Consider the following 23,097-nt stretch of genomic DNA (forward strand, 5'->3'; position numbering starts at 1 on the left):
GCCTGGCAGCGACGGTAATGAACAGGATGTTACATGAAACTGGCTTTTCTGCTGCCGGCTTGGTTGACAGGTCTGTTGCTGCCACTATTGCTACCAGGGTTGCCGGAGCTCTTTTGGCTTGTTGTGCTGCTGATCGTGGCTGGGTTGCTGACCTTGAGTGCCAAGGCCCGGCCGCTGGCGGTGCTGTTGCTGGCCATGTGCTGGGCACTTTGGATTCATCATCAGCAATTAGGCGAGCGTCTGGCACCCGACCTGGAAGGGCAAAGGCTATTGGTCGAAGGTCGAGTCCATGGCTTGCCGGAGCCCACGACCAATGGTTGGCGTTTTCAACTGCGTGACGCCCGGCTGGTTGATAGCGGGCAGGGATTGCCCCTGCTGCGTGCCCACTGGTTTGCAGGTCCACCCTTGGCCCATGGTGAGCTTTGGCGTTTTGAGATGACCTTACGGCGTCCTGCCGGCATGTCCAATCCGGGGACCTTCGATTACGAAGCCTGGCTCTATGCCCAGGGCATTGGCGGTCTGGCCAGCGTGCGTAGCGGGGAGTTGCTGGTAGCACCTGATTCGCTGGATCTGCATGGGCTGCGCACGCATTGGCGTGACCGACTGGCACAGCAGCTACAAGCCCGCGATGCCGACACCCGGCTGCTGGCATTGTTGGTTGGGGATCGTAGCGTGCTCAGCAACGCCGATTGGCAGGTGCTGCAGGCTACCGGGACCAGCCACTTGATGGTGATTTCCGGTTTGCATGTCGGCATGCTGGCGGCCGCGGCCTTTGCTCTGATAGGTCTTGTTTTTCGTCCTGGCTGGCTACCTTGGCGCTGGCCCAGTCTATGGCTGGCGGCGCCGCTGGCTATGCTGGTTGCGGCCTTGTACGCGGCCTTGGCTGGTTTTGCCGTGCCAACTCAGCGGGCAATGCTGATGGTTGTGCTAGTGCTGTTGATGCGCCTGGTCTATCGTCAGCCAGGCCCCTGGCAGGTGTGGTGGCTGGCCCTGGCGGCGGTATTGACGTTGGATCCGGCGGCTCCGTTGCGGGCTGGCTTCTGGTTGTCGTTCATGGCGGTGGGGTTGTTGCTGCTGGGGCTGGGTGGGCGTCTGCTGATCAAGGGCTGGTGGTGGCGTTGGGGGCGCTCGCAATGGGTGATCTTCATCGGCTTATGGCCCTGGTTGTTGTTGTGGAGCATGCCGGGGAGTCTGTCCGCACCGCTGGTCAACCTGTGGGCGATTCCCTGGGTCAGCATGCTGGTGGTGCCGCCGGGTATGCTCGGGGCTCTGTTGGTGCTGCTGGGTGGACCTGACTGGTTGCTGGTGCTGGCAGCCTGGAGTCTGGAGGCCCTGTTCTTCTGCCTGGGCTGGGTAGCCCAGTGGCAGAGTCCGGTTAATCTTGGGTTCCCCGGCTGGTTGAACTGGTCCATTGGGCTGCTGGCCTGTCTGTTGTTGGTCAGTCCGCTGGCGCCGTTGTTGCGAATTCCTGCGCTTGTTTGTTTGTCGGCACTGGTCTGGCCGGCGACTCCGAGACCTGCTGAAGGCCAGTTGTGGGTTACGGTGCTGGATGTAGGGCAGGGGTTGTCGGTGCTGCTGCAGACCCGCGAGCATGCGTTGCTCTATGATGCCGGAGCACGCTTGCCCAGTGGTTTTGATCTGGGCGAGGCAGTGGTACATCCAGCGTTGAGCCGGTTCGGGTTGCGCCGGCTGGATACCCTGTTGCTCAGCCATGCCGACAGCGATCATGCTGGTGGGGCGTTGGCTGTAACCCGCCGTATGCAGGTTGATCGGGTTCTGGCTGGCGAGCATGAACGGTTGCCGGCGGAACTGGATGCTTCAGCCTGTCAGCCGGGTGAGCGTTGGGAGTGGAATGGCGTGCCGTTCGAGGTGCTCTATAGCGCGCCGCCGCCAGCACCGCCCAACGAGCGCTCCTGTGTGCTACGCGCCGGGCCGGTTGGTCGGGGCGTGGTGTTGCCGGGCGACCTGGGTATCCGTGGCGAGTACCAGATGCTGGGGCGGCCGTTGGCGGCCGAGTTGTTGTTGGCACCGCATCACGGCAGTCGCAGCTCGTCATCCTATGCACTGATTCGGGCTGTGGCACCGCGTTGGGTGGTGTTCAGTGCCGGGCGCAATAATCGCTACAATCATCCGCATCCTCAGGTTGTGGCACGTTACCAAGAATTGCAGGTCGAACCGGTTTATACTGCCGGCTCCGGCGCTGTACGCTTCGCCATGGACGAGCATGGTACCGAGTTGATCTGGCGTTGGCGTGAGCACGCCCGGCGTTTTTGGCATGAATGACTACAGTCGCCGATAGCGGCAGTTGAGTAATTAAATTGATTGGGGGAGGGAACGCGCGTGTGGGAATTGATCAGTGCGGGTGGCTGGCTGATGCTGCCGATTCTGTTGTGTTCGGTCATCGCTGTGGCCATTGTCATCGAGCGCGCCTGGACTCTGCGTAGCACACGTATCGCTCCTCCCAATCTGCTTGGCCAGGTCTGGCGCTGGATCAAGGACGGCCAACTCGATGCCATGAAGCTCAAGAGTCTGCGCGCCGATTCACCGCTGGGCGAAATTCTCGCCGCTGGTCTGGCGAACTCCCGGCATGGCCGGGAGATCATGAAGGAATGCATTCAGGAAGCGGCCGGCAAGGTCATCCATGAGCTTGAGCGTTATCTCAACACCCTGGGCACCATTGCGGCAATCACCCCGCTGCTGGGATTGCTGGGTACGGTGATCGGCATGATCGATGTATTCAGCGCGATCATGATCCAGGGCACCGGCAATACCGGAGTGCTGGCTGGCGGTATTTCCAAGGCGCTGATCACTACGGCGGCTGGCTTGACCGTGGCGATTCCGGCGTTGTTCTTCCATCGTTTCTTTGTCCGCAAGGTCGACGAACTGGTGGTCGCTATGGAGCAGGAGGCGACCAAGCTGGTTGAGGTGGTGCAGGGTAATCGTGACGTCGAGCTCAATGGCGGTGCCCAGGAGGCAGCAGCGCCTCGGGCCAAAGCCCGCAAGGGAGCATGAGCCGTGCAATTTCGTCGTCAACGCCCAGAAGAGGTTGGGGTCAACCTCACGCCGCTGATCGATGTGGTGTTTTTGCTGCTGATCTTTTTTATGGTTACGACCACCTTCACCCGGGAAACCCAGCTCAAGGTGGATCTGCCACAGGCGGCTTCCGGTGAGCCGGTGGAGCAGGATCTGCAGGTGATTGAGCTGACCATCTCGGCTGCTGGTGAGGTGGCGGTCAATGAGCAGGTGCTGGCCAACCCCAGTCTGGACAATCTCAAGCGGGCATTGCAGCGTGAGTCGGCCGGCAACACCGAGCTGCCGCTGGTAATCACCGCCGATGGTCAGGCGCCGCATCAGGCAGTGGTGACTGCGATGGATGCCGCCGGTCAGCTCGGATTCAGTCGGCTGCGCCTGACAACCAGTGAAATGCAGTCTGACGGCCAGCCGTGAAGCGTCGCTCGCTGGAAGCTGTGATGCTGGGCGCCTGGTATGGCCGGGCGCCCTGGCTGCGACTGCTGCGCCCATTGTCCTGGCTTTACACGCAGGTTGCCCGGCGTCGCCGGCAGCGCTTTCTCGACGAAAGTGGCGCTAGCTGGCAGCCGCCGGTGCCGCTGTTGGTGGTCGGTAACATTACCCTGGGCGGCACCGGCAAAACGCCAATGACCCTATGGCTGATCGAATGGCTGGCCGCGCGTGGGATCCGCGCCGGAGTGGTCAGCCGTGGTTATGGGGCCAAACCGCCGAGTCTGCCCTGGCGAGTCCGCACCGATAGCGACGATGCTTCCATTGCCGGGGACGAGCCGCTGCTGCTGGCCCGACGCAGCGGAGTGCCGGTGGTGATCGATCCGGATCGGGTCAGGGCTGTTCAGCACCTGCTGGAGCACGAGCCGGTGGACCTGATCATCAGTGACGATGGGTTGCAGCATTACCGTCTGGGTCGTCATCTTGAACTGGTCATGCTGGATCAGGCGCGGGGGGTGGGCAATGGCCGCTGCCTGCCGGAAGGTCCCTTGCGCGAGCCGCCAGAGCGGTTGGCCGCAGTGGATTTCATTGTGCGCAATGGCGCCACTGAAGACAGCCCTGACGGTTACGCCATGCAGCTGGTGCCGGGCGAACTGATCAATCTGCGCACCGGCCAGCGTTGTCCGGCGACTCAGTGGCAGGGGCCGCGTCAGGTTGTCGGGCTTGCCGGAATCGGCAATCCCGAACGTTTCTTCCGCACGTTGGAAAGCTTATCCTTTGAGGTTGAGCGGCAGCCGTTTGCCGATCACGCACAGTACACTGCCTCGGTGTTGAGCGCCTTGAGTGCCGGCCGGCCGTTGATCATGACCGAAAAGGACGCAGTCAAGTGCGCTGCCTTTGCCGAAGAGCAGTGGTGGTATCTGAGTGTCGATGCGCGTCCCAGCGAGGCCTTTCGTCAGGCGCTGGAAAGTCGGCTGGCGACCCTGCTGCCTGTGCGATAATTCACGTTTTCTCTCTCAGGAGTCTCATGATGGACCCCAAGTTGCTGGATATTCTCGCCTGCCCGCTGTGCAAGGGCCCTCTGGTGCAGAACCGCGATAAAACCGAACTCTGGTGCCGGGCTGATGGCCTGGCCTTCCCGATCCGTGATGGGATCCCGGTCATGCTCGAAAGCGAAGCCCGGCCGCTGGATGCTGACGAACGTCTGGACGGTTGAAGCATGTATCACGTCATTATTCCAGCCCGTTACGCCTCGACCCGCCTGCCAGGCAAGCCACTGCAACTGATCGCCGGCAAGCCGATGATCCAGCATGTCTGGGAGCAGGCCCGGCGCAGTGCTGCGGCAACCGTCACCGTAGCGACCGATGATCCGCGGATTGTCGAAGCCTGTAAGGGCTTTGGTGCCGACGTGGTACTGACCCGTGATGATCATCCCTCAGGTACCGATCGCCTCCAGGAAGTGGTCAGCCTGCTTGGTTTTGACGATGCTACCTGCGTGGTTAATGTGCAAGGTGACGAGCCGCTGATTCCACCGGCGTTGATCGACCAGGTAGCGGCCAATCTGCTGGCCAATCCGAGCGCCAGTATTGCCACGCTGTCCGAACCGCTGAATGATCCGGCTGCACTGTTCAATCCCAACGTGGTCAAACTGGTGACCGATCATCAGGGGTTCGCCCTGTATTTCAGCCGTGCGCCGATGCCCTGGTGTCGTGATGCTTTCGCCGAGTCGCGTGATGTGTTGCCGTCAGAGGTGCCGTTCCATCGGCATATCGGCATGTATGCCTACAAGGTCGGCTTTCTACATGACTACGTTGGCTGGCCGGCCAGTCCACTGGAGACTGCTGAGTCGCTCGAGCAGTTGCGGGCTTTATGGTTTGGCTGCCGGATTCACGTTGCCGAGGCCTGTGTGGCGCCGCCGGCAGGTGTGGATACTCCCGAGGATCTGGCCAGGGTGCGGGCCCTGTTGGAGAACCCATGACCAGAGTGTTGTTCGTCTGTCTGGGCAATATCTGCCGCTCGCCCAGCGCTCAGGGTGTGTTCGAGCGGCGTCTGCGTGATCGCGGCCTGGCTGAGCGTTTTGAGGTGGACTCGGCCGGGACTGGCGATTGGCACGTGGGCAATCCACCGGATCGACGCGCAATCGCCGCTGCCCGCAAGCGTGGCTACGAGATTGCTGGATTGCGGGCCCGCCAGGTATCGGTAGCCGACTTTCAGCGTTTTGATCTGATCCTGGCCATGGATCAGAGTAATTTGAGCAACCTCCGGCGCCTGGTGCCGGCTGGTGCCCGGGCGCGCACCGAGTTGTTCATGCATTTTGCTCCGGGGCTGCCGATCGAAGTGCCTGATCCCTATTACGGCGGTGATGACGGCTTCGAGCAGGTACTGGATATGCTTGAGCAGGCTGCCGACGGCTTGATCGAGCACTGTCTGGAGCAGGCATGATCCAGCTGCAAACTAACGTCGACCTGCAGCCGTATAACAGTTTCGCGATTGCCGAGTGTGCCGAACGCCTGGTCTGGGTCGAGCGTGATGCCGAGCTGATCGAGGCTCTGGACTTGGCGGCAGAGCATGGCTGGCCAGTTACCCTGCTGGGCGGTGGCAGTAATCTGGTGCTGGCAGGGCCCGTGCCTGGGTTGGTGATCGGTATGCGTAGCCGTGGCCGTCGGCTGTTGTCGCGGGCTGACGGTTTTGCCGTAATCGAGGCCGAAGCCGGTGAGAACTGGCATGCGTTGGTCAACTGGAGTCTGGATCTGGGGCTTAGCGGCCTGGAGAATCTGGCCCTGATCCCGGGGACAGTCGGGGCCGCGCCGGTGCAGAACATTGGTGCCTATGGTGTCGAACTGTGTGAGCGGTTTGACAGTCTGGAAGCCTGGGACCGTCAGCAGCGACGTTATTGCCGACTGGATGCCCGGCAGTGCCGGTTCGCTTACCGTGACAGCCTGTTCAAGCAAGAACCCGGACGTTATGTGATTTTGCGGGTCAGATTGCGACTGCCGACCCAGCCAGACTTGCGTATCGATTATGCCCCGTTGGCGGCAGCCTGGACTGCAACTGGGCTGAGCCGTCCGGACTCACGGGTGGTGGCTGAGCTGGTGTGTGCTATTCGGCGCAGCAAACTGCCAGACCCTGCGGTGTTGGGCAATGCCGGCAGCTTTTTCAAGAACCCTCTGGTCGAAGCAGAACAGGCCCAGGCGTTGTTGCTACGCTTTCCTGGCATGCCGCATTACCCGCAAGCCGATGGTCGCTGCAAGCTGGCTGCAGGCTGGCTGATTGATCGGGCCGGCTGGAAAGGGCGGCGCCAGGGCGCGGTGGGGGTGCATGCGGAGCAGGCGCTGGTACTGGTCAATCACGGTGGCGCCCGTGGGGCAGAGGTGCTGGCTCTGGCTGAGGCGATTCAGGCGGATATCCAGCAGCAGTTTGGGGTTCGGCTGGAGATGGAGCCACAGCGTCTGGGTGATTGAGGTCGGCCAGCCGAGGCTGGAGCCGATAGGCTTTAACCAGACTGCATAAAAAAGGGGATGCCACTGGCATCCCCTTTTTATTGCTCCAGACCATTAGCGCTGGGTAGTGTCCTCGCGCTCGGTCACGGTTTCTTCGGTCTGCTCTTCAGCGGAGTCGTCAGCCTTTTTACGGGCCTCGGTATCCTGCTCCTCTTCGCTCGACTCAGCTTCATCGGCTTCGGCGTGCTCAATCGGCAGGGCCGCTTGCTCAGGTGTGGAGGCCTGAGGGCGTTGCTCAGTCTGAGCAGCTTCAGGCTCGACCTCAGGCTCGACTACCGGCTCTACCGCTGGCGCTTCTGCTACGGTCGGAGTGGCTGCCTGTGGCTCGGACTGAGCCTCGGCGGCGGTTTCAGTGGCCTGAGCCGGTTCGGCAGCCTGCTGCTCGGCCAGACGCTTGGCCTCTAGCTGGCGGCGGCGAATTTCGCGCGGGTCGTTGTAGGCCCGGCCGCTTTCGGTCAAAGCCGGAATCGGCTTGGCTTGCTCGGCTTCGGCATCAGCCTGTTCCGCTACCGGCTCGCTGACAGCTTCCGCGGCAGCCTGGGGCTCGGCGGTTGCTTGTACGGCTTGCTCGGTTTTCTCGGTTTCGGCAACTTCAGCAATGGTCTGCGCCTGGGCCGCTGGCTCTTGCGCTTTGGGTTGCTGAACCTGCTCGGCCTGTGGCTCAGCGATGCTTTCTTCAGCAGCTTCCACAACTTCGGCGACTTCGTTCGGGCTGTCCGGCTGGGCCTGGGTAAAGGCTTCAACAGCTTGCTCGATCGATTGTTCCAGTTCGTCAGCGGCCTGCTTCAGGGTTTCCTCAACCGGTGCACTGACTTCGCTGGCCTCGGCAACGGCGGCCGTAGCGGCCACGGCTACAGCGGCGGCTGCGACCTGGTTTTGCTGCTGGTTGTCGCTGTTTGCGCTGCCATCGCCTGCGGTTTGGGTCTCAGTCTGAGTGGCGTCGCTCTGAGCGGTTTCGTCAGTACGGCGGCGGTTGTTGCGGCGACGCTGGCTGTTGCGTGAGCGGCGCTTGGGACGCTCGCTGTCGGCCTCTTCGCCAGCGGGCTGAGCACCGCTTTCCAGTACTTCGGTCAGTTCTTCGCTCTCAACCACCTCAGGCTTTTCTTCGCGGCGCGGTTGGCGACGCTCGGCCTGCGACTGCTGATTGAGGTTGCTGTCTTCTTCGCGGCTCGGACGGGCTTCGCTGTCCTGGTTGCGACGACGACGGCGACCGCCTTCAGAGCGAGTCTCGGTGCTGGCTGGCTGGCTTTCGGTCTGGCGTTGTTCGGGACGGCTGCTCGGCTTGTCGCTACGTTCAGTCCGTTCAGTCCGCTCGGTACGTTCACCGCGTTCTGCACGCTCACCGCGATCCCGTTCACCGCGACGACGGTTGCGACCGCCACGACGCTCGTCGTTACGGTTGCTGTCGCGTTGCGGACGGCGCTCGGCGGGCTTTTCGCTGACCGGCTGCTCTTCACGGGCCTGCTTCTCTTCAGTCGCGAACAGGCTGACCAGCGACTTGATCAGACCCTTGAACAGACTGGGCTGATTTTCGTGGATGACCTGGCTCGGCGTGGGAGTGACCGGCGCAGGGGCAGGGCGGGTCGGAGCGATGCTCTTGACGGCTGCTTCCTGGCGAACGACTGCACGGGTCTGGCTGACCGGCGCTGGCTCTTCATGTTCGACTTCGGCGCTGATGGTATAGCTGGTCTCGCCGCTGAGTACTGATTCGTGGTCGTCGCGCAGGCGCTGGACATCGAAATGCGGGGTTTCCATGTGCTCGTTGGGCAGAACCAAAATGCGCACGCGGGTGCGGATTTCGGTCTTGGCCAGTACGTCACGCTTCTCGTTGAGCAGGAAGGTGGCTACCGCGATCGGCACATGGGCGCGGACTTCGGCGGTGCGATCCTTGAGTGCTTCTTCCTCGATCAGACGCAGGACCGACAGCGACAGCGACTCAACATCGCGGATGGTGCCGCGACCGTTACAGCGTGGGCAGACGATGCCGCTGGTTTCGCCCAGTGACGGACGCAGGCGCTGACGCGACATTTCCAGCAGGCCGAACCGGGAGATGCGTCCAACCTGAACGCGGGCGCGGTCAGCTTCCAAGCTTTCACGCATGCGTTCTTCAACGGCGCGCTGGTTCTTGGCTGGGGTCATGTCGATAAAATCGATCACGATCAGGCCGCCGATATCACGCAGACGCAGTTGGCGGGCGATTTCCTCGGCCGCTTCCAAGTTGGTCTGCAGTGCGGTTTCTTCGATGTCGCCGCCCTTGGTGGCTCGCGCCGAGTTGATGTCGATCGACACCAGAGCTTCGGTGTGGTCGATCACGATGGAGCCACCGGAAGGCAGTTTCACTTCGCGTTCGAAGGCGGTTTCGATCTGGCTTTCGATCTGGAACCGATTGAACAGCGGTACGCTGTCTTCGTACAGCTTGACCTTGCTGGCGTACTGCGGCATGACCTGGCTGATGAAGTTCAGGGCATCGTCCTTGACCTTCTCGTTGTCGATCAGCACTTCACCGATGTCCTGGCGCAGGTAATCGCGGATGGCGCGAATGATAACGTTGCTTTCCTGGTAGATCAGGAAGGGGGCAGTGCGCTCGGCTGAGGCGCCCTTGATGGCTTCCCACAGCTGCAGCAGGTAATCCAGATCCCATTGCAGTTCTTCGGCGCTGCGGCCCAGGCCGGCGGTGCGCACGATCATACCCATGTCGGCCGGTACGTTGAGACTGTTCAGAGCTTCACGGAGTTCGTTGCGCTCTTCGCCTTCAATGCGGCGGGAAATGCCGCCGGCGCGGGGGTTGTTGGGCATCAGAACCAGGTAGCGACCAGCCAGACTGATAAAGGTGGTCAGTGCCGCGCCCTTGTTGCCGCGCTCTTCCTTGTCGACCTGGACAATGACTTCCTGGCCTTCCTTGAGCACATCCTTGATATTGATGCGGCCCTCGGGCTGTTTGGAGAAATATTCGCGGGAGATTTCCTTGAGGGGGAGAAAGCCGTGACGCTCGGAGCCGAAGTCGACGAAGGCGGCTTCGAGGCTGGGTTCGACCCGGGTAATACGGCCTTTATAGATGTTGGCCTTTTTCTGCTCGCGGGCTCCGGACTCAATATCCAGATCATACAGGCGCTGGCCGTCAACCAAGGCGACGCGCAACTCTTCGGGCTGAGTTGCGTTGATCAGCATTCTTTTCATGAAGTACCGTTGTGTTCCAGTGCTACCCGGATTCACGAATACGGCACCTACGACTCTTCCGTTAGGTGTCAGGTGTGTTTCTGCTTGGGCCAACCTTGCCCTTGTTCAGAATTCTCATCGCTGCCTTGCAGCCACGGATCAATCTGTTTCTGGCGAGTACAGAAAACGTCTTGATGGAGGAATCAGCCGGACTGGGGACGGGGACACTGTTCAAGGCGTGTCTACGCGCGTCACATGATCCTGAAGCTGTACATCTCCACCTGTGCACTTACCCATCTGAATCGGGTGCCGCTCATCGTAATGCGGGGAGCGGGTTAATATTCTGTCGGCTGTGCCGACAGTCTGTCGATCGCAGGGCTCGGGGGCTATGTCTGTGGCCGGCGGAGCCTCTGCAACGGTGTTTCTGGGGATTCTTTCAAGACCTTGTGGGTGTCTGCTGTCCCCGGCCGCACATCGCGCAGCTCGCCGGAATATATCAGTATTTTTTAAGTGCTTCAATTGAATGAAAAAACGGTATGATGCGCGGATGAAAACCAGCACTCCTGAAACTCCCAATGCCGTCCAGTTCGATCTGATCAATGAGGACCTGGCTGGCCAGCGTATCGATAACTACCTGCGTACCCGTCTCAAGGGTGCACCCAAGACCCTGGTTTACCGTATCTTGCGCAAGGGCGAGGTGCGGGTGAACAAGGGGCGGGTCAAGCCTGATTACCGGCTCCAGGCTGGCGACAGCATCCGGATTCCGCCGGTGCGGCTGGCCGAGCCGGATGAGCCGGTACTGGTCGGGCAGGGCATCCTGCAGGCGTTGGAAAGCAACATTTTGTATGAAGACAAGGCGCTGATCGTGGTCAACAAACCGGCCGGTCTGGCTGTGCACGGTGGCAGCGGACTGAGCTTCGGGGTGATTGAGGCGATGCGTCAGTTGCGCCCGGACTGCCCGCAGATTGAGTTGGTGCATCGGCTGGATCGCGATACCTCAGGCTGTCTGATGATTGCCAAGAAGCGCAGCATGCTGCGCCACCTGCATGCGGCGCTGCGTGGTGATGGTGTAGACAAGTGTTATCAGGCGCTGGTGCGCGGGCGCTGGCCAGCCTCGACCAAGCGTGTGCATGCGCCGTTGCAGAAGAACAATCTGCGCTCCGGTGAGCGGATGGTTGAGGTTAATGTCGAGGGTAAGGAATCTCTGACCGAGTTCAAGGTGCTGCGGCGCTTTGGTGAACTGGCGACCCTGGTCGAGGCGCGTCCGATTACCGGGCGCACTCATCAGATTCGAGTGCATGCCAAGCATGCCGGTCACCCGATCGCAGGCGACCCCAAGTATGGTGATGATGAATTCAGTCTGAAAATTCGCGAGCTGGGTGGCAAGCGGCTGTTCCTGCATGCCGCCTCGCTGAGCGTCGAATTGCCTGACGGGCAACAGCTCAATGTGCGAGCTGAGCCAGGGGATATGTGGGAACGTACCTTGGAGCGGTTGGCCAATGCGTGAGCTGGATACCCTGATTTTTGACTGGGATGGCACGCTGGCCAATTCTATTGAGCGTATTGTGACTGCCATGCAGGTCGCGGCGGCTGAGTTGAAACTGCCGGCCCTTGATGGCGAGCAGGTGCGCGGGATTATCGGGCTGGGATTGCCTGAAGCGATAGCCGTGCTGTATCCGGGGCTGGTTGGTGAGCCGCAGGCGCAAGAGCTGGCGCGCGGCTACAGTGCCCATTATCGGCGCCTCGATAGTACGCCTTCTCCGTTGTTTGATGGGGTGCTGGATGTGCTGGAGCGGTTTCGTCGCGAAGGCTTCCAGTTGGCAGTGGCTACCGGTAAGGGGCGGGCGGGGCTGGAACGAATCCTGGCTGCCCATGGTCTGAGCCATTACTTCGATGCAACCCGTTGTGCCGACGAGACGGCAAGCAAGCCGGATCCGCGCATGTTGCATGAAATTCTGCAGGCATGCGACTCCGTGGCGGGGCGGGCGCTGATGGTCGGTGATAGCGAATTCGATATCCAAATGGCGCATAATGCAGGTATGACGGCCGTGGCGGTCAGTTACGGCGCGCAAAGCCGCGAGCAGTTGGCGCTGAGTCGGCCGACACACTGTATCGATAGATTTGACGAGCTATACGGTTGGGTTCTTGCTCAGCGTGAGACCCTGATATCCAACGAGGTAAACTGATGCAATCCGATCGCTGGACGGAAGGCCCGATGGTCACTCGGGATGAGGCGGACAAGGCCAAGGAAGACAAGAAGGCCTGGGAGCTGTTGGAAAAGGCCGTGCTGGCCTCGGTGCAAGAGCAGCGCCGGGCTCGGCGTTGGGGTATTGTGTTCAAGACCTTGACCTTCGTTTATCTGTTTGGCGTGGCGTTGCTGTTCTCGCCAATGATCGGCGTTGAAGGGCGCAAGGCCTTGAATGTGCCGCATACGGCGGTGATTGAGGTGCGAGGCATGATTGCCGACCGTCAGGAGGCCAGTGCCGACAACCTGGTCACCAGTCTGCGTCGCGCCTTTGAGGACGAAAATACCCGCGGTATTGTTCTGCGTATCAACAGTCCGGGCGGTAGTCCGGTTCAGGCGGGCTATGTCTATGATGAGATCAAGCGCCTGCGTGCACTGAATCCGGCGGTGCCGGTTTATGCGGTGATTACCGATCTCGGAGCATCTGGTGCTTATTATATAGCTGCAGCGGCTGATGCCATTTATGCCGACAAGGCCAGTCTGGTTGGGTCTATCGGGGTAACAGCGGCCGGTTTTGGTTTTGTCGAGGCGCTGGACAAGCTGGGGATTGAGCGGCGTAGCTATACCGCTGGTGAGCACAAGTCATTCCTGGACCCGTTCCAGCCTGAGAAGCCGGAAGAGCGGCAGTTCTGGCAGGGTGTTCTGCAGACCACGCATCAGCAGTTCATTGAGCAGGTCAAAGCGGGGCGCGGCGAGCGGCTCAAAGAGCATCCAGATCTGTTCAGTGGTCTGGTGTGGTCTGGTGAGCAGGCGCTGGAGCTGGGGCTTGTTGATGGTCTGGCCAGCACCTCAAGTGTGGCCCGTGATGTGGTAGGAGTCGAAAAGATTGAAGACTTCACTTACCGTGAATCACCATTCGAGCGCTTTACCAAGCGCCTGGGGACCAGTATCGGTAATGCGCTGGCCACTCAGCTAGGCTTGAGTGGTCCGGTGCTGCGCTAGGGAAGCACTGATTAAATCAGTTTCGGTGCTGGCCCAATTGTCGCTGACCTGTTCTGGACACGCTGTAAATACATCCCTGTACGCTCTTAGATGCCATCCCTGGCATCTAACGGTCCAGAACAGGTCAGCGCCAACCGGACTACTGAGCTTGCGTGCAATTAATCAGCGTGTCTCAAGGCGCTCAGGGAATCTGAATGCCGTGCTCGGCCAGTAGATCGCAGAGTCTGATCAGTGGCAGGCCGATCAGGCTGTTCGGGTCGTCGCCACGCAGAGCGCGAAACAGGCTGATGCCCAGTCCTTCGGATTTGAAGCTGCCGGCGCAGTCGTAGGGCTGCTCAGCCAGCAGGTAGCGCTCGATGGTGGCTTCGTCGAGCTGGCGGAATACCACCTCGAACGGCTCGACAATTGAGCGAGCTGTATCGCTGGCGCTGTCGAGCAGGCACAGCGATGTGAGAAAGCGAATGCTTTTGCCGCTACAGCGGCGCAGTTGCTCCAAGGCATTTGCGTGATTACCGGGCTTGCTGACCGGTTGGCCGTCAAGCAATAACACCTGGTCGGAGCCGATAATCAGATGTGTTGGATAGCGCTCACTCAAGGCCCTGGCCTTGGCTTCGGCCAGACGCAGGGTCAGTTGCTCGGGGGCTTCGCCCGGGAGTGGGGTTTCGTCGATGTCCGGGGCGGCCCACTCGAAGGGTAGGTTCAGGCGCTCGAGCAGCTGGCGGCGGTAAGGTGAGCTGGAGGCTAGTACCAGTGACGGCATGATGATTCCTTGGGGCGCAAAGGGCATCATTCTAACGCTGTTGACTGAAACTGGTAAAAATTGCGCCAAATAGTTTTGACAGCAGCCTGCATGGTGCCTAGAATTGCGCGCTTATGTCTGGACCCATACCCGCACACATCGAGCCTCGAAGGCTGGCAGATCGGGGCGTAGTGCTTAACGGCACGATTGCCGCCGCCAAGTTGCCGCGTCTGAGTGCTGAATTGAACGCTCCTGCCGGCGATGTTTTGGTTGAGCTGAAGTTCGCTCGGGACGAGCAGGGTGTTCGTACCCTGAACGGCCATTACCAGGTCGAGGTGGCGCTGATTTGTCAGCGCTGCCTGGAGCAGGTCGAGGTAATGCTTGATAGTCGGTGTGAGGTGGGGTTTGTCGACAGTGATGAGGCAGCGCGTAATCTGCCGCGTCACTATGAACCGGTTATTGTGGATGACGAGACGCTCGATCTGTATGGGCTGATCGAAGATGAGTTGCTGCTGGCCTTGCCTGCGGTACCCATGCATCCACTGGATAGCTGTCAGCACCCGCCGGGCTATCAGCCCGAAGAAGCGGGGCTGGAGGAGCAGGTTGAAAAGCCCAACCCCTTCAGCGTGCTGGCCAAGTTGAAACGCGATACCTGAGCTTATAGGAGCTTATAGTCATGGCTGTACAGCAGAACAAAAAGTCCCGTTCCGCACGTGGCATGCGTCGTTCGCACGACGCTCTCGAAGCCGCTGCCCTGTCTGTGGACAGTACCACTGGTGAAACTCATCTGCGTCACCACGTTTCTCCGGATGGCTTCTACCGTGGCCGTCAGGTAGTGAACAAGGGCAACGACGAATAAGTCGTTTTGTCCACGTCAGTCCGTCTTGCGATTGATGTGATGGGCGGGGATCACGGTCCCCGCTGCATTATCCCCGCCGTTGCCCGTAGTTTGGCCAAGTTGCCTGAACTACAGGTCATACTGGTCGGCTCGAAAGAGTCGCTGGTCGCCTTGTCTCATGAGTATCGGCTGCCTGCCGAACGCGTGAGTTTTCGCTATACCTCTGAACAGATCCTTGCCGATGATTCGCCGGCCAGCGTGTTGCGCCACAAGCGCGATGCATCCATGCGCGTGGCTATCGAACTGGTGCGCGACGGGCAGGCCGATGGTTGTCTGAGTGCCGGCAATACCGGCGCGCTGATGGTGTTGTCGCGGGCGCTGTTGGGGACGCTTGAAGGTATCGAGCGGCCGGCAATCATGGCCGCACTGCCGGTGGCGGGCAAACCTTGCTATCTGCTGGATCTGGGCGCCAATGTCGATTGCTCGGCCAGGCAGTTGTTCGAGTTCGCGATCATGGGATCCGAGGCGGTGGCTGAGTTGTCCGGCAATCCGCGGCCGCGAGTCGGTCTGCTCAATATCGGCCGTGAAGTCAACAAAGGCAGTGCGCGGGTGCGTGAGGTGTCCGAGCTTCTGCGTCAGTGTGAGCTGATCAACTATGTTGGCCATGTTGAGGGGGATGGGCTATTCCGTGATGAGGCAGACTTGGTCGTGTGCGACGGTTTCGTCGGCAATGTAGTGCTCAAGGCCAGTGAGGGTCTGGCGCACTACCTGCAGGCCCAGGTGCGCGATGTGCTGGCGGCTCATCCGCTTCTGGCCTGGCTGTCGCCGCTGCTTCGTCGGCTGCGCCGGCACGATCCAGATCTCTACAATGGCGCAAGTCTGTTGGGCTTGCGCGCAGTGGTGGTCAAGAGTCATGGGGGGGCTGGCGAGCGGGCTTTTGAAGCGGCGATTGTCCAGGCTGTGGCGGCGAGCAGGGCGCGACTGGCTGAGCGGATTGCCGAGCGGCTGGCGCAATCTGGCGTGCAGAGCCTGTGACTCTGTTCAAAGCTTCGTCATCAAACCAGCATATTGTTTGGCAGACCCTGTATAAGGCCGTTCAATAATGATTGATAACAACACGAGGAACCTTGCATGACTCAAACCCTCGCTTTCGTCTTTCCCGGTCAGGGCTCTCAGACGGTAGGCATGCTCGCCGAGCTGGCGCAGCAGCACGATGTCGTCGCACAGACCTTTGCCGAAGCCTCCGAGGCTCTGGGTTATGACCTGTGGCAACTTTGCCAGAATGGCCCGGAAGCTGACCTGAATCGTACTGATCGTACTCAGCCGGCGATCCTGACCGCTTCGGTTGCCCTCTGGCGGTTGTGGTGTGCGCAGACTGATGTGCGGCCGGCTTTCGTCGCTGGGCACAGTCTGGGTGAATACTCGGCACTGGTAGCTGCCGGCGTCATTGGCTTTGCTGAAGCGGTCAAGCTGGTCGAGCGCCGTGGTCAACTGATGCAGCAGGCTGTTCCCGAGGGGCAGGGCGCCATGGCGGCGATTCTGGGCCTGACTGATGAGCAGATCATTGGCCTGTGTGCAGAAGCAGCGCAGGGCGAAGTGGTCAGTGCGGTCAATTTCAATGCGCCAGGCCAGGTGGTGATTGCCGGCCAGGCCAGCGCGGTGCAACGCGCCGTTGAAGCCTGCAAGGCTGCTGGCGCCAAGCGGGCCTTGCCGCTGCCGGTCAGCGTACCTTCGCACTGTGCCTTGATGAAGCCGGCTGCCGAGCAGTTGGCCAGCGATTTTGTTGCCTTGAACTGGCAGGCGCCGAACATGACGCTGGTCCAGAATGTCAGCGCCCGTCCGGCCGACGGGCTGGACAGTCTGCGCAGTCAGTTGGTCGAGCAGCTGTATAGCCCGGTACGCTGGGTCGAGTCGGTCGAATTCATGGCCGCCCAAGGGGTTACCGATCTGATCGAATGTGGTCCCGGCAAGGTGCTCAGCGGGTTGAACAAACGCTGCGTCAAAGGGGTCAATACCCACAATCTGGACAGCGCCGACGGTTTGGCCGCGGCGATCAGTCACATTACTCAAGGAGCATGAGCATGAGTCTTGAAGGAAAGGTTGCGCTGGTCACTGGCGCCAGTCGCGGAATTGGTCAGGCTATTGCCCATGCTTTGGCTGCCCAGGGCGCGGTGGTTATCGGTACGGCCACCAGTGACAGCGGTGCCGAGGCAATCGCCGCCAAGCTGGCTGAGGCCGGCTACAAGGGTACTGGGCTGAAGCTGGATGTGCGTGATGCTGAATCGGTCGCTGCTGTGCTGGACAAGGTTACCAGTGAGTTCGGCGCGCCTGCGATTCTGGTCAATAATGCCGGTATCACCCAGGACAACCTGCTAATGCGGATGAAGGACCAGGAGTGGGATGATGTCATCAATACCAATCTCGGCTCGGTCTACCGTCTGTCCAAGGCTGTGCTGCGCGGCATGACCAAAGGCCGCTGGGGTCGTATCATCAACATCAGTTCGGTGGTTGGGGGTATGGGCAATGCCGGTCAGTCCAACTATGCTGCAGCCAAGGCTGGCATGGAAGGTTTCACCCGGGCGCTGGCACGTGAAGTCGGCTCGCGGGCGATCACGGTCAACTCGGTGGCACCTGGTTTCATCGATACCGACATGACTCGGGCGCTGACTGATAGCCAGCGTTCCGTGATGCTGGATCAGATTCCGCTGGGTCGCTTGGGTCAGGCGCAAGAGATCGCAGGTGTGGTGGCTTTCCTGGCCAGCGATGCAGCAGGCTATATTACCGGGGCGACTATCCCGGTGAATGGCGGAATGTTCATGAACTGAATGGATGGTCATGCCGCTGCTATACTGGCATGCTCTGATCCGTGGTTTTGTTTGGCTTGGTGAAGGCTGCAAGCCTTGACCTCTTTGAGATGGAAGTGATTTGCGCTTGAAAGATCGCAAATTGTTTCTATAAACTACCCGCAGTCCGGCTTCTCGGAACTGCAACTAGGAGTGAGAACAAGGTATGAGTACCATTGAAGAACGCGTCAAGAAAATCGTTGCCGAACAACTCGGCGTCAAAGAAGAGGAAGTAACCAACAGCGCTTCCTTCGTTGAAGATCTTGGCGCTGACTCCCTGGACACCGTGGAGCTGGTAATGGCTCTCGAGGAAGAATTCGAGACCGAGATTCCGGACGAAGAGGCCGAGAAGATCACCACCGTTCAGGAAGCCATCAACTACGTGAATGCTCATCAGAAGTAATCACGTAGCCTGCTGACAGGACGTACAAAGCCGCAGCTTCCTCTGGGACTGCGGCTTTTTTGTTGTCTGTAACCTGGCCGGTACGCGAAGGTCTCTCAGCCTTGCCGCCAGCCGCCTTTATGCGGACAATAGCCGCATTTCGGGCGAGGGACGACCACGTCCGCCGTTTTCACGAGTAGATTTAAGGAGTCTCCTGTGTCGCGCAGACGCGTGGTGGTAACCGGTTTGGGTATGTTGTCGCCTTTGGGCAATACAGTCGACGAGAGTTGGCAGGCTGCGGTGGCGGGCAAGAGCGGTATTGGCCCGATCGAGCATATGGACGTCAGTGCCTTTGGCACCCGTTTTGGTGGTTCGGTCCGTGAGTTCGATATCGAGCTCTACATGGCTGCCAAGGAAGCGCGCAAACTCGATCTGTTCATCCAGTATGGTGTCGCGGCCTGCATACAGGCCCTGCGTGACAGCGGCCTGGAAGTGACTGATGCCAACCGTGACCGCATCGGCGTGTCGATGGGCTCGGGTATTGGTGGTCTGACCAACATCGAAAAGAATCATGAGCTGCTGATGAACAGCGGGCCGCGCCGGATTTCCCCGTTCTTTGTACCGGGCTCGATCATCAACATGGTTTCCGGCTATCTGTCGATTCAGTACGGTCTGCAAGGGCCGAACTACGCCATTACCACCGCCTGTACCACTGGTACCCATAGCATCGGCATGGCAGCGCGCAATATTGCTTATGGCGAGGCGGATGTGATGGTCGCAGGTGGTTCGGAAATGGCGACCAGCGGTCTGGGCCTGGGTGGCTTCAGCGCCGCTCGTGCATTGTCCACGCGCAATGATGATCCGCAGGCTGCCAGCCGCCCCTGGGATCGCGATCGTGACGGTTTTGTCCTGTCTGACGGTGCCGGGGCCATGGTGCTGGAAGAGTATGAGCATGCCAAAGCGCGTGGAGCGACCATCTATGCCGAGCTGATTGGTTTCGGCATGAGCGGTGACGCCTATCACATGACTGCTCCGCCGGAGGATGGTCGCGGTGGTGCCCAGTGCATGCGCAATGCCCTGCGTGATGCCGGGATAGCTCCTGAGGCAGTGGGTTACATCAATGCCCACGGTACTTCGACCTCGGCTGGTGATCTGGCAGAAACCATGGCGGTCAAGGCGGTATTCGGTGAGCACGCCAGCCAACTGGCGATCAGTTCAACCAAGTCCATGACCGGTCATTTGCTCGGTGCCGCCGGCGCAGTCGAAGCGATCTTCAGTGTACTGGCGCTGCGTGATCAGGTCGCCCCACCGACTATCAACCTGGACAACCCGGACGAAGGCTGCGACCTCAACTACGTGGCGCATGAAGCCCAGCAGCGTGCCATCGATGTCGCTGTCTCTAACTCCTTCGGCTTTGGTGGTACCAATGGCAGCCTGGTATTTCGCCGCCTGTGACGGAGCCCGACGTGGCTGCGCCCACTGAGCCGCTGTGCCTGATCAACGGGCAGGTCGGCTCCGCGCTGCCCGTGGATGATCGCGGACTGGCTTATGGTGACGGCCTGTTCGAGACCATCAGGGTGCGCGCTGCCCAGCCCACATTGCTCGATTATCATTTGCGCCGTTTGCGCCGTGGTGCCGAGCAACTGCGGCTGGAGCTGGACTGGGCTGCGCTGCAGAGCGAATTGCTGCTGATGGCCTCACAGTCCGGGGTCGGCGTGATCAAGCTGATTGTGACCCGTGGCTCTGGCCAGCGCGGCTATTCAGTTGCAGGAGCCCAGCAGCCCTTGAGGATTGTCATGGGGTCGGCACTGCCCGAATACCCGCCTGACCGTCAGTCGCAGGGTGTGGAGCTGTTTTCCTGCCAGACTCGCTTGGCCAGCCAGCCGCTGCTGGCGGGGCTCAAGCACCTCAATCGCCTTGAGCAAGTACTGGCGCGCAGCGAGTGGCTGGATTCCCGTTATGCCGAAGGGCTGATGTGCGATCAGCATGACCGGATTATTGAGTGTACGATGAGCAATCTGTTTCTGCGTTGGCAGGGGCACTGGATTACTCCGGACTTGAGTGAATCGGGTGTGCGTGGGGTGATGCGCGATTATCTGATCGACAGACTGGCTGAAGAGGGCGATCCGGTCAGCATTGTCGCGGTGGATCAGCTCATGTTGCATGAATGCAGTGAGCTGTTTTGCTGCAACAGCCTGTATGGTGTCTGGCCGATTGTGGCCATGAATGGACTGCGCTGGCCGGTGGGGCAGGCCACTCTGGCGGCGCAACAAATTGCAAAGCAGGCTCTGTTGTGAAAGCTGTATTTAGGTTTTTATCCTTACTTGTTGTTTTTTCAGTACTTGTTTCCGGTTCTGTGGCGCTGTGGGGGTACTTTACCCTGCAGGCTGTGCTGAGTCAGCCGGTACGAATAGAGCAACCGGAAACGCTTGATGTGCCGCCAGGTACTACCCCGGCACGCTTGTTTGGCAGCCTTGAACAACGCGGCTGGATAGAGCGCGGCGCCTGGGTGCGCCGCTACTGGCAGTGGCGAATGCCTGGCAGCATTCTGCAAATCGGTGAATACGCGCTCGAGCCGGATCTGCAGGTACGCGACTTGCTCGGCATGCTGCAGCGTGGCGAGGTGCTCCAGCGCAGTGTGACGCTGGTTGAAGGGTGGAACTTCAGACAGTTCCGTGCCGCGCTGGCCCGTGCCGAACGCCTGGAGCAGACTTTGCCGGCAGAACTCACGGCGCAGCAGGTCATGGCGGAGCTGGGTTTGGGGGATGTACACCCCGAGGGGCAGTTCTTCCCGGATACCTACCTGTATACCCTGAATATGAGTGACCGTGACATCTTGCTGCGGGCTTATCAGCGGATGCAGACGGTGCTGGCTGAAGCCTGGGAGCAGCGGGCTGACAATCTCCCGATCAGCACCCCTTATGAGGCGCTGATTTTGGCCTCGATCATCGAAAAGGAAACCGGCGTGCCCTATGAGCGCGGCGAGATCGCTGGCGTCTTTGCCCGGCGTCTGCGGATCGGTATGCGGCTGCAAACCGATCCGACCGTGATCTACGGCATGGGCGAGGACTACAATGGACGGATTCGCCGGGCTGATCTGCGTCGGCCAACCCCCTATAACACCTACGTGATCAATGGCTTGCCGCCAACACCTATCGCCATGCCTGGACGCGAGGCGCTGGTGGCCGCGGTCAATCCCGAGCCCGGTACCAGTTTGTACTTCGTCGCACGTGGTGATGGCAGTCATGTGTTCTCCGATACCCTGCAGCAGCACAACCGGGCTGTACGCAAGTATCAGATCGAGCAACGCGCGGCCAATTACCGCTCCAGCCCGCCTCCAGCTCTCAGTCAACAGGAAACAGCTCCGTGAGCGGAATGTTCATCACCTTCGAGGGGCCGGAAGGCGCCGGCAAGTCGACCAATCTGCGATTGTTTGCCGAGGCTCTGCGCAAGGCTGGCTGTGAGCCATTGCTGACCCGTGAGCCAGGCGGTACGCCCATCGCCGAGCAGATTCGCGCTCTGCTGCTGAGCGAGCATGACGAGGTCATGGATGCCGATGCCGAACTGTTGCTGGTATTTGCTGCCCGGGCTCAGCACCTGAATAGCCTGATCCGCCCTGCACTGGCTGCCGGGAAGGTGGTGATCAGCGATCGTTTCACCGATGCTACCTACGCCTATCAGGGCGGTGGGCGGGGAATTCCCGACAGCCGGATCGCTGAACTGGAGAACTGGGTTCAAGGTTCGCTGCGCCCAGACCTGACGTTGGTATTCGATGTGCCGATCGACGTTGGCATGGCCCGCGCACGAGCGCGCAGTGAGCTGGATCGCTTTGAACAGGAGCAGCAGAGCTTTTTTGAGGCGGTACGCACCAGCTACCTGCGACGCGCAGCGGCTGATCCTCAGCGTTACCGGATCATCGATGCCAGTGGCTCGCTTGAACAGGTTGGAGCCGCGCTCCAGCCGGTGATCGACGAAGTTCTGGAGCGCTGGCATGGCTGAACTGGGTATGCAGCCATGCCCCTGGCATCTGCCAGCCTGGAGCGCCCTGGTGAACCAGCCTCGGCATGCGCACGCCTACCTGTTCAGTGGCTTACCGGGTATTGGCAAGCGCGACTTTGCCGCTGCCTTTGCCGCCTGGCTGCTGTGTGAGCAGCCACAGCAAGGCCAGGCCTGCGGCCAGTGTCGTAGTTGTCTGCTGCGCCAGGCCGGCAGCCATCCAGACATGTTGCTGCTGGAGCCGGAGGAGGAGGGCAAGGCGATCCGGGTCGACGCCGTTCGCCAGCTGGTCGGCTTCATTGCCCAGACAGCGCAGCAGGGTGGACGCAAGGTGATCATTCTGCAGCCGGCCGAAGCGATGAACCAGAACGCTGCCAATGCCCTGCTCAAGTCGCTGGAAGAGCCGACCCGCGATACTTACCTGTTGCTGGTCAGTGATCAGCCCAGCCGGTTGCTGCCGACTATTCGCAGTCGCTGTCTGGTGCAGGCGCTGCCAACCCCGAGCCGGGATCAGGCATTGCAGTGGCTGGCCGGACAATTGCCGGAATTGAGCGGCCAGCAGCATGATGCTTTGCTGCAAATGGCAGCTGGTGCGCCGCTGCGGGCACTGGCACTGCAGGGACTGGAAGCCGCTGTGCTGCGGGAAAAGGTCGTGGAAGGGGTCAAGGAACTGCTCAAAGGGCAGGTCTCGGCCAGCCAGCTCACTGATCGCTGGTCGTCGGTACCGCTAGAGTTGCTGGTAGATTGGTTCTGCAGTTGGACGCTGGATCTGCTCAAACTGCATACCCAGGCGCTGGATCAGCCCGAGAACAGCGATATGGACAAGGTTCTGGGTTATATGGCTCAGCGTATTCAGCCGCTGGCCCTGGGTCAGTGGCAGCAGTGGCTGCTGGAACATCGCGGCATGATCCTCGGTAAAGCTAACCTGAATCGTGCGCTGTTTATCGAAGCGATGCTGATACAGTGGAAACAATTGCTGGAAAGGCGTTAACCTGAG

At 60.3% G+C, this 23,097-nt stretch carries 24 protein-coding genes; 22 read left to right on the forward strand and 2 right to left on the reverse strand.

Annotated features, from left to right (window positions below; genetic code table 11):
• The first annotated feature begins 33 nt into the window (after window positions 1-33).
• The 8 genes from C2846_RS02850 to murB are packed head-to-tail and all read left to right on the forward strand — an operon-like array spanning window position 34 to window position 6,920.
• Window positions 34-2,283 carry a DNA internalization-related competence protein ComEC/Rec2 gene (locus tag C2846_RS02850; RefSeq protein ID WP_080050485.1) on the forward strand — a complete coding sequence of 750 codons (2,250 nt, stop codon included), beginning with the start codon at window positions 34-36 and terminating at the stop codon, window positions 2,281-2,283.
• A 57-nt stretch (window positions 2,284-2,340) separates the two neighbouring features.
• Window positions 2,341-3,012 (forward strand): MotA/TolQ/ExbB proton channel family protein, encoded by a 672-nt coding sequence (locus C2846_RS02855; protein WP_080050486.1) that lies wholly within the window; start codon window positions 2,341-2,343, stop codon window positions 3,010-3,012.
• A gap of 3 nt (window positions 3,013-3,015) precedes the next feature.
• A complete protein-coding gene (locus C2846_RS02860; RefSeq protein WP_080050487.1) occupies window positions 3,016-3,447 on the forward strand; it encodes an ExbD/TolR family protein in 432 nt (143 codons plus the stop codon).
• Between the two features lie 23 nt (window positions 3,448-3,470).
• The gene (gene lpxK / locus C2846_RS02865) at window positions 3,471-4,460 is read left to right on the forward strand and encodes a tetraacyldisaccharide 4'-kinase (protein WP_119700620.1); all 990 of its coding nucleotides are present in this window, start codon (window positions 3,471-3,473) and stop codon (window positions 4,458-4,460) included.
• Window positions 4,461-4,489: 29 nt separating this feature from the next.
• Window positions 4,490-4,675 carry a Trm112 family protein gene (locus C2846_RS02870; protein ID WP_080050489.1) on the forward strand — a complete coding sequence of 62 codons (186 nt, stop codon included), beginning with the start codon at window positions 4,490-4,492 and terminating at the stop codon, window positions 4,673-4,675.
• A 3-nt stretch (window positions 4,676-4,678) separates the two neighbouring features.
• A complete protein-coding gene (kdsB, locus tag C2846_RS02875) occupies window positions 4,679-5,437 on the forward strand; it encodes a 3-deoxy-manno-octulosonate cytidylyltransferase (RefSeq protein WP_080050490.1) in 759 nt (252 codons plus the stop codon).
• Window positions 5,434-5,901, forward strand: a complete 468-nt coding sequence (locus C2846_RS02880; protein ID WP_119700621.1) for a low molecular weight protein-tyrosine-phosphatase — start codon at window positions 5,434-5,436, stop codon at window positions 5,899-5,901. Before kdsB ends, C2846_RS02880 begins: the two co-directional genes overlap by 4 nt.
• Window positions 5,898-6,920 carry a UDP-N-acetylmuramate dehydrogenase gene (gene murB, locus C2846_RS02885; protein ID WP_080050492.1) on the forward strand — a complete coding sequence of 341 codons (1,023 nt, stop codon included), beginning with the start codon at window positions 5,898-5,900 and terminating at the stop codon, window positions 6,918-6,920. Before C2846_RS02880 ends, murB begins: the two co-directional genes overlap by 4 nt.
• A gap of 93 nt (window positions 6,921-7,013) precedes the next feature.
• Here murB and rne read toward each other — a convergent pair whose 3' ends face one another.
• Window positions 7,014-10,136, reverse strand: coding sequence for a ribonuclease E (gene rne / locus C2846_RS02890; protein WP_205890082.1), 3,123 nt, complete (start codon window positions 10,134-10,136; stop codon window positions 7,014-7,016).
• A gap of 526 nt (window positions 10,137-10,662) precedes the next feature.
• On the opposite strand from rne, the gene rluC reads away from it, so the two are divergent.
• The 3 genes from rluC to sppA are packed head-to-tail and all read left to right on the forward strand — an operon-like array spanning window position 10,663 to window position 13,302.
• Window positions 10,663-11,622: a 23S rRNA pseudouridine(955/2504/2580) synthase RluC gene (gene rluC / locus C2846_RS02895; RefSeq protein ID WP_080050494.1), complete on the forward strand. Its 960-nt coding sequence runs from the start codon at window positions 10,663-10,665 to the stop codon at window positions 11,620-11,622.
• Entirely contained in the window at window positions 11,615-12,301 is a 687-nt protein-coding gene (locus C2846_RS02900) for an HAD-IA family hydrolase (RefSeq protein ID WP_119700623.1), read from the forward strand. The genes rluC and C2846_RS02900 overlap by 8 nt, the downstream gene beginning before the upstream one ends.
• A 29-nt stretch (window positions 12,302-12,330) precedes the next feature.
• On the forward strand, window positions 12,331-13,302 hold the full coding sequence (gene sppA / locus C2846_RS02905) for a signal peptide peptidase SppA (RefSeq protein WP_080051732.1): 972 nt from the start codon (window positions 12,331-12,333) through the stop codon (window positions 13,300-13,302).
• A gap of 181 nt (window positions 13,303-13,483) precedes the next feature.
• Here sppA and C2846_RS02910 read toward each other — a convergent pair whose 3' ends face one another.
• Window positions 13,484-14,062 carry a Maf family protein gene (locus C2846_RS02910; protein WP_119700624.1) on the reverse strand — a complete coding sequence of 193 codons (579 nt, stop codon included), beginning with the start codon at window positions 14,060-14,062 and terminating at the stop codon, window positions 13,484-13,486.
• Window positions 14,063-14,175: 113 nt separating this feature from the next.
• Between C2846_RS02910 and C2846_RS02915 the strand changes: the two genes are divergently transcribed.
• The 11 genes from C2846_RS02915 (at window position 14,176) to C2846_RS02965 (ending at window position 23,091) form a co-directional block, all read left to right on the forward strand.
• Entirely contained in the window at window positions 14,176-14,697 is a 522-nt protein-coding gene (locus C2846_RS02915; RefSeq protein WP_080050497.1) for a YceD family protein, read from the forward strand.
• Between the two features lie 20 nt (window positions 14,698-14,717).
• Entirely contained in the window at window positions 14,718-14,900 is a 183-nt protein-coding gene (rpmF, locus tag C2846_RS02920) for a 50S ribosomal protein L32 (RefSeq protein WP_080050498.1), read from the forward strand.
• A gap of 6 nt (window positions 14,901-14,906) precedes the next feature.
• The gene (gene plsX / locus C2846_RS02925; protein WP_276310917.1) at window positions 14,907-15,914 is read left to right on the forward strand and encodes a phosphate acyltransferase PlsX; all 1,008 of its coding nucleotides are present in this window, start codon (window positions 14,907-14,909) and stop codon (window positions 15,912-15,914) included.
• A gap of 96 nt (window positions 15,915-16,010) precedes the next feature.
• On the forward strand, window positions 16,011-16,958 hold the full coding sequence (gene fabD / locus C2846_RS02930) for an ACP S-malonyltransferase (protein ID WP_080050500.1): 948 nt from the start codon (window positions 16,011-16,013) through the stop codon (window positions 16,956-16,958).
• Between the two features lie 2 nt (window positions 16,959-16,960).
• Window positions 16,961-17,704, forward strand: a complete 744-nt coding sequence (fabG, locus tag C2846_RS02935; RefSeq protein ID WP_080050501.1) for a 3-oxoacyl-ACP reductase FabG — start codon at window positions 16,961-16,963, stop codon at window positions 17,702-17,704.
• 184 nt (window positions 17,705-17,888) lie between these two features.
• Entirely contained in the window at window positions 17,889-18,125 is a 237-nt protein-coding gene (gene acpP, locus C2846_RS02940) for an acyl carrier protein (protein WP_044499790.1), read from the forward strand.
• Window positions 18,126-18,320: 195 nt separating this feature from the next.
• On the forward strand, window positions 18,321-19,559 hold the full coding sequence (gene fabF / locus C2846_RS02945; protein ID WP_080050502.1) for a beta-ketoacyl-ACP synthase II: 1,239 nt from the start codon (window positions 18,321-18,323) through the stop codon (window positions 19,557-19,559).
• Between the two features lie 11 nt (window positions 19,560-19,570).
• Window positions 19,571-20,401, forward strand: coding sequence for an aminodeoxychorismate lyase (gene pabC / locus C2846_RS02950; RefSeq protein WP_231705519.1), 831 nt, complete (start codon window positions 19,571-19,573; stop codon window positions 20,399-20,401).
• Window positions 20,398-21,474, forward strand: a complete 1,077-nt coding sequence (gene mltG / locus C2846_RS02955) for an endolytic transglycosylase MltG (protein WP_080050503.1) — start codon at window positions 20,398-20,400, stop codon at window positions 21,472-21,474. The genes pabC and mltG overlap by 4 nt, the downstream gene beginning before the upstream one ends.
• Window positions 21,471-22,103: a dTMP kinase gene (gene tmk, locus C2846_RS02960; RefSeq protein WP_080050504.1), complete on the forward strand. Its 633-nt coding sequence runs from the start codon at window positions 21,471-21,473 to the stop codon at window positions 22,101-22,103. Before mltG ends, tmk begins: the two co-directional genes overlap by 4 nt.
• A complete protein-coding gene (locus C2846_RS02965) occupies window positions 22,096-23,091 on the forward strand; it encodes a DNA polymerase III subunit delta' (RefSeq protein ID WP_080050505.1) in 996 nt (331 codons plus the stop codon). Before tmk ends, C2846_RS02965 begins: the two co-directional genes overlap by 8 nt.
• Window positions 23,092-23,097: the final 6 nt, after the last annotated feature.

It is taken from the genome of Pseudomonas jilinensis, from assembly GCF_003586265.1.
Lineage (GTDB): Bacteria > Pseudomonadota > Gammaproteobacteria > Pseudomonadales > Pseudomonadaceae > Halopseudomonas > Halopseudomonas phragmitis.

What these genes read in the sequence shown, in the direction of transcription:
- C2846_RS02850 (WP_080050485.1), top strand. Translation starts at nt 34, where the DNA reads ATGAAACTGGCTTTTCTGCTGCCGGCTTGGTTGACAGGTCTGTTGCTG.
- lpxK (WP_119700620.1), top strand. Translation starts at nt 3,471, where the DNA reads ATGCTGGGCGCCTGGTATGGCCGGGCGCCCTGGCTGCGACTGCTGCGC.
- C2846_RS02870 (WP_080050489.1), top strand. Translation starts at nt 4,490, where the DNA reads ATGGACCCCAAGTTGCTGGATATTCTCGCCTGCCCGCTGTGCAAGGGC.
- kdsB (WP_080050490.1), top strand. Translation starts at nt 4,679, where the DNA reads ATGTATCACGTCATTATTCCAGCCCGTTACGCCTCGACCCGCCTGCCA.
- C2846_RS02880 (WP_119700621.1), top strand. Translation starts at nt 5,434, where the DNA reads ATGACCAGAGTGTTGTTCGTCTGTCTGGGCAATATCTGCCGCTCGCCC.
- murB (WP_080050492.1), top strand. Translation starts at nt 5,898, where the DNA reads ATGATCCAGCTGCAAACTAACGTCGACCTGCAGCCGTATAACAGTTTC.
- rne (WP_205890082.1), bottom strand. Translation starts at nt 10,136, where the DNA reads ATGAAAAGAATGCTGATCAACGCAACTCAGCCCGAAGAGTTGCGCGTC.
- rluC (WP_080050494.1), top strand. Translation starts at nt 10,663, where the DNA reads ATGAAAACCAGCACTCCTGAAACTCCCAATGCCGTCCAGTTCGATCTG.
- C2846_RS02900 (WP_119700623.1), top strand. Translation starts at nt 11,615, where the DNA reads ATGCGTGAGCTGGATACCCTGATTTTTGACTGGGATGGCACGCTGGCC.
- sppA (WP_080051732.1), top strand. Translation starts at nt 12,331, where the DNA reads ATGGTCACTCGGGATGAGGCGGACAAGGCCAAGGAAGACAAGAAGGCC.
- C2846_RS02910 (WP_119700624.1), bottom strand. Translation starts at nt 14,062, where the DNA reads ATGCCGTCACTGGTACTAGCCTCCAGCTCACCTTACCGCCGCCAGCTG.
- C2846_RS02915 (WP_080050497.1), top strand. Translation starts at nt 14,176, where the DNA reads ATGTCTGGACCCATACCCGCACACATCGAGCCTCGAAGGCTGGCAGAT.
- rpmF (WP_080050498.1), top strand. Translation starts at nt 14,718, where the DNA reads ATGGCTGTACAGCAGAACAAAAAGTCCCGTTCCGCACGTGGCATGCGT.
- fabD (WP_080050500.1), top strand. Translation starts at nt 16,011, where the DNA reads ATGACTCAAACCCTCGCTTTCGTCTTTCCCGGTCAGGGCTCTCAGACG.
- fabG (WP_080050501.1), top strand. Translation starts at nt 16,961, where the DNA reads ATGAGTCTTGAAGGAAAGGTTGCGCTGGTCACTGGCGCCAGTCGCGGA.
- acpP (WP_044499790.1), top strand. Translation starts at nt 17,889, where the DNA reads ATGAGTACCATTGAAGAACGCGTCAAGAAAATCGTTGCCGAACAACTC.
- C2846_RS02965 (WP_080050505.1), top strand. Translation starts at nt 22,096, where the DNA reads ATGGCTGAACTGGGTATGCAGCCATGCCCCTGGCATCTGCCAGCCTGG.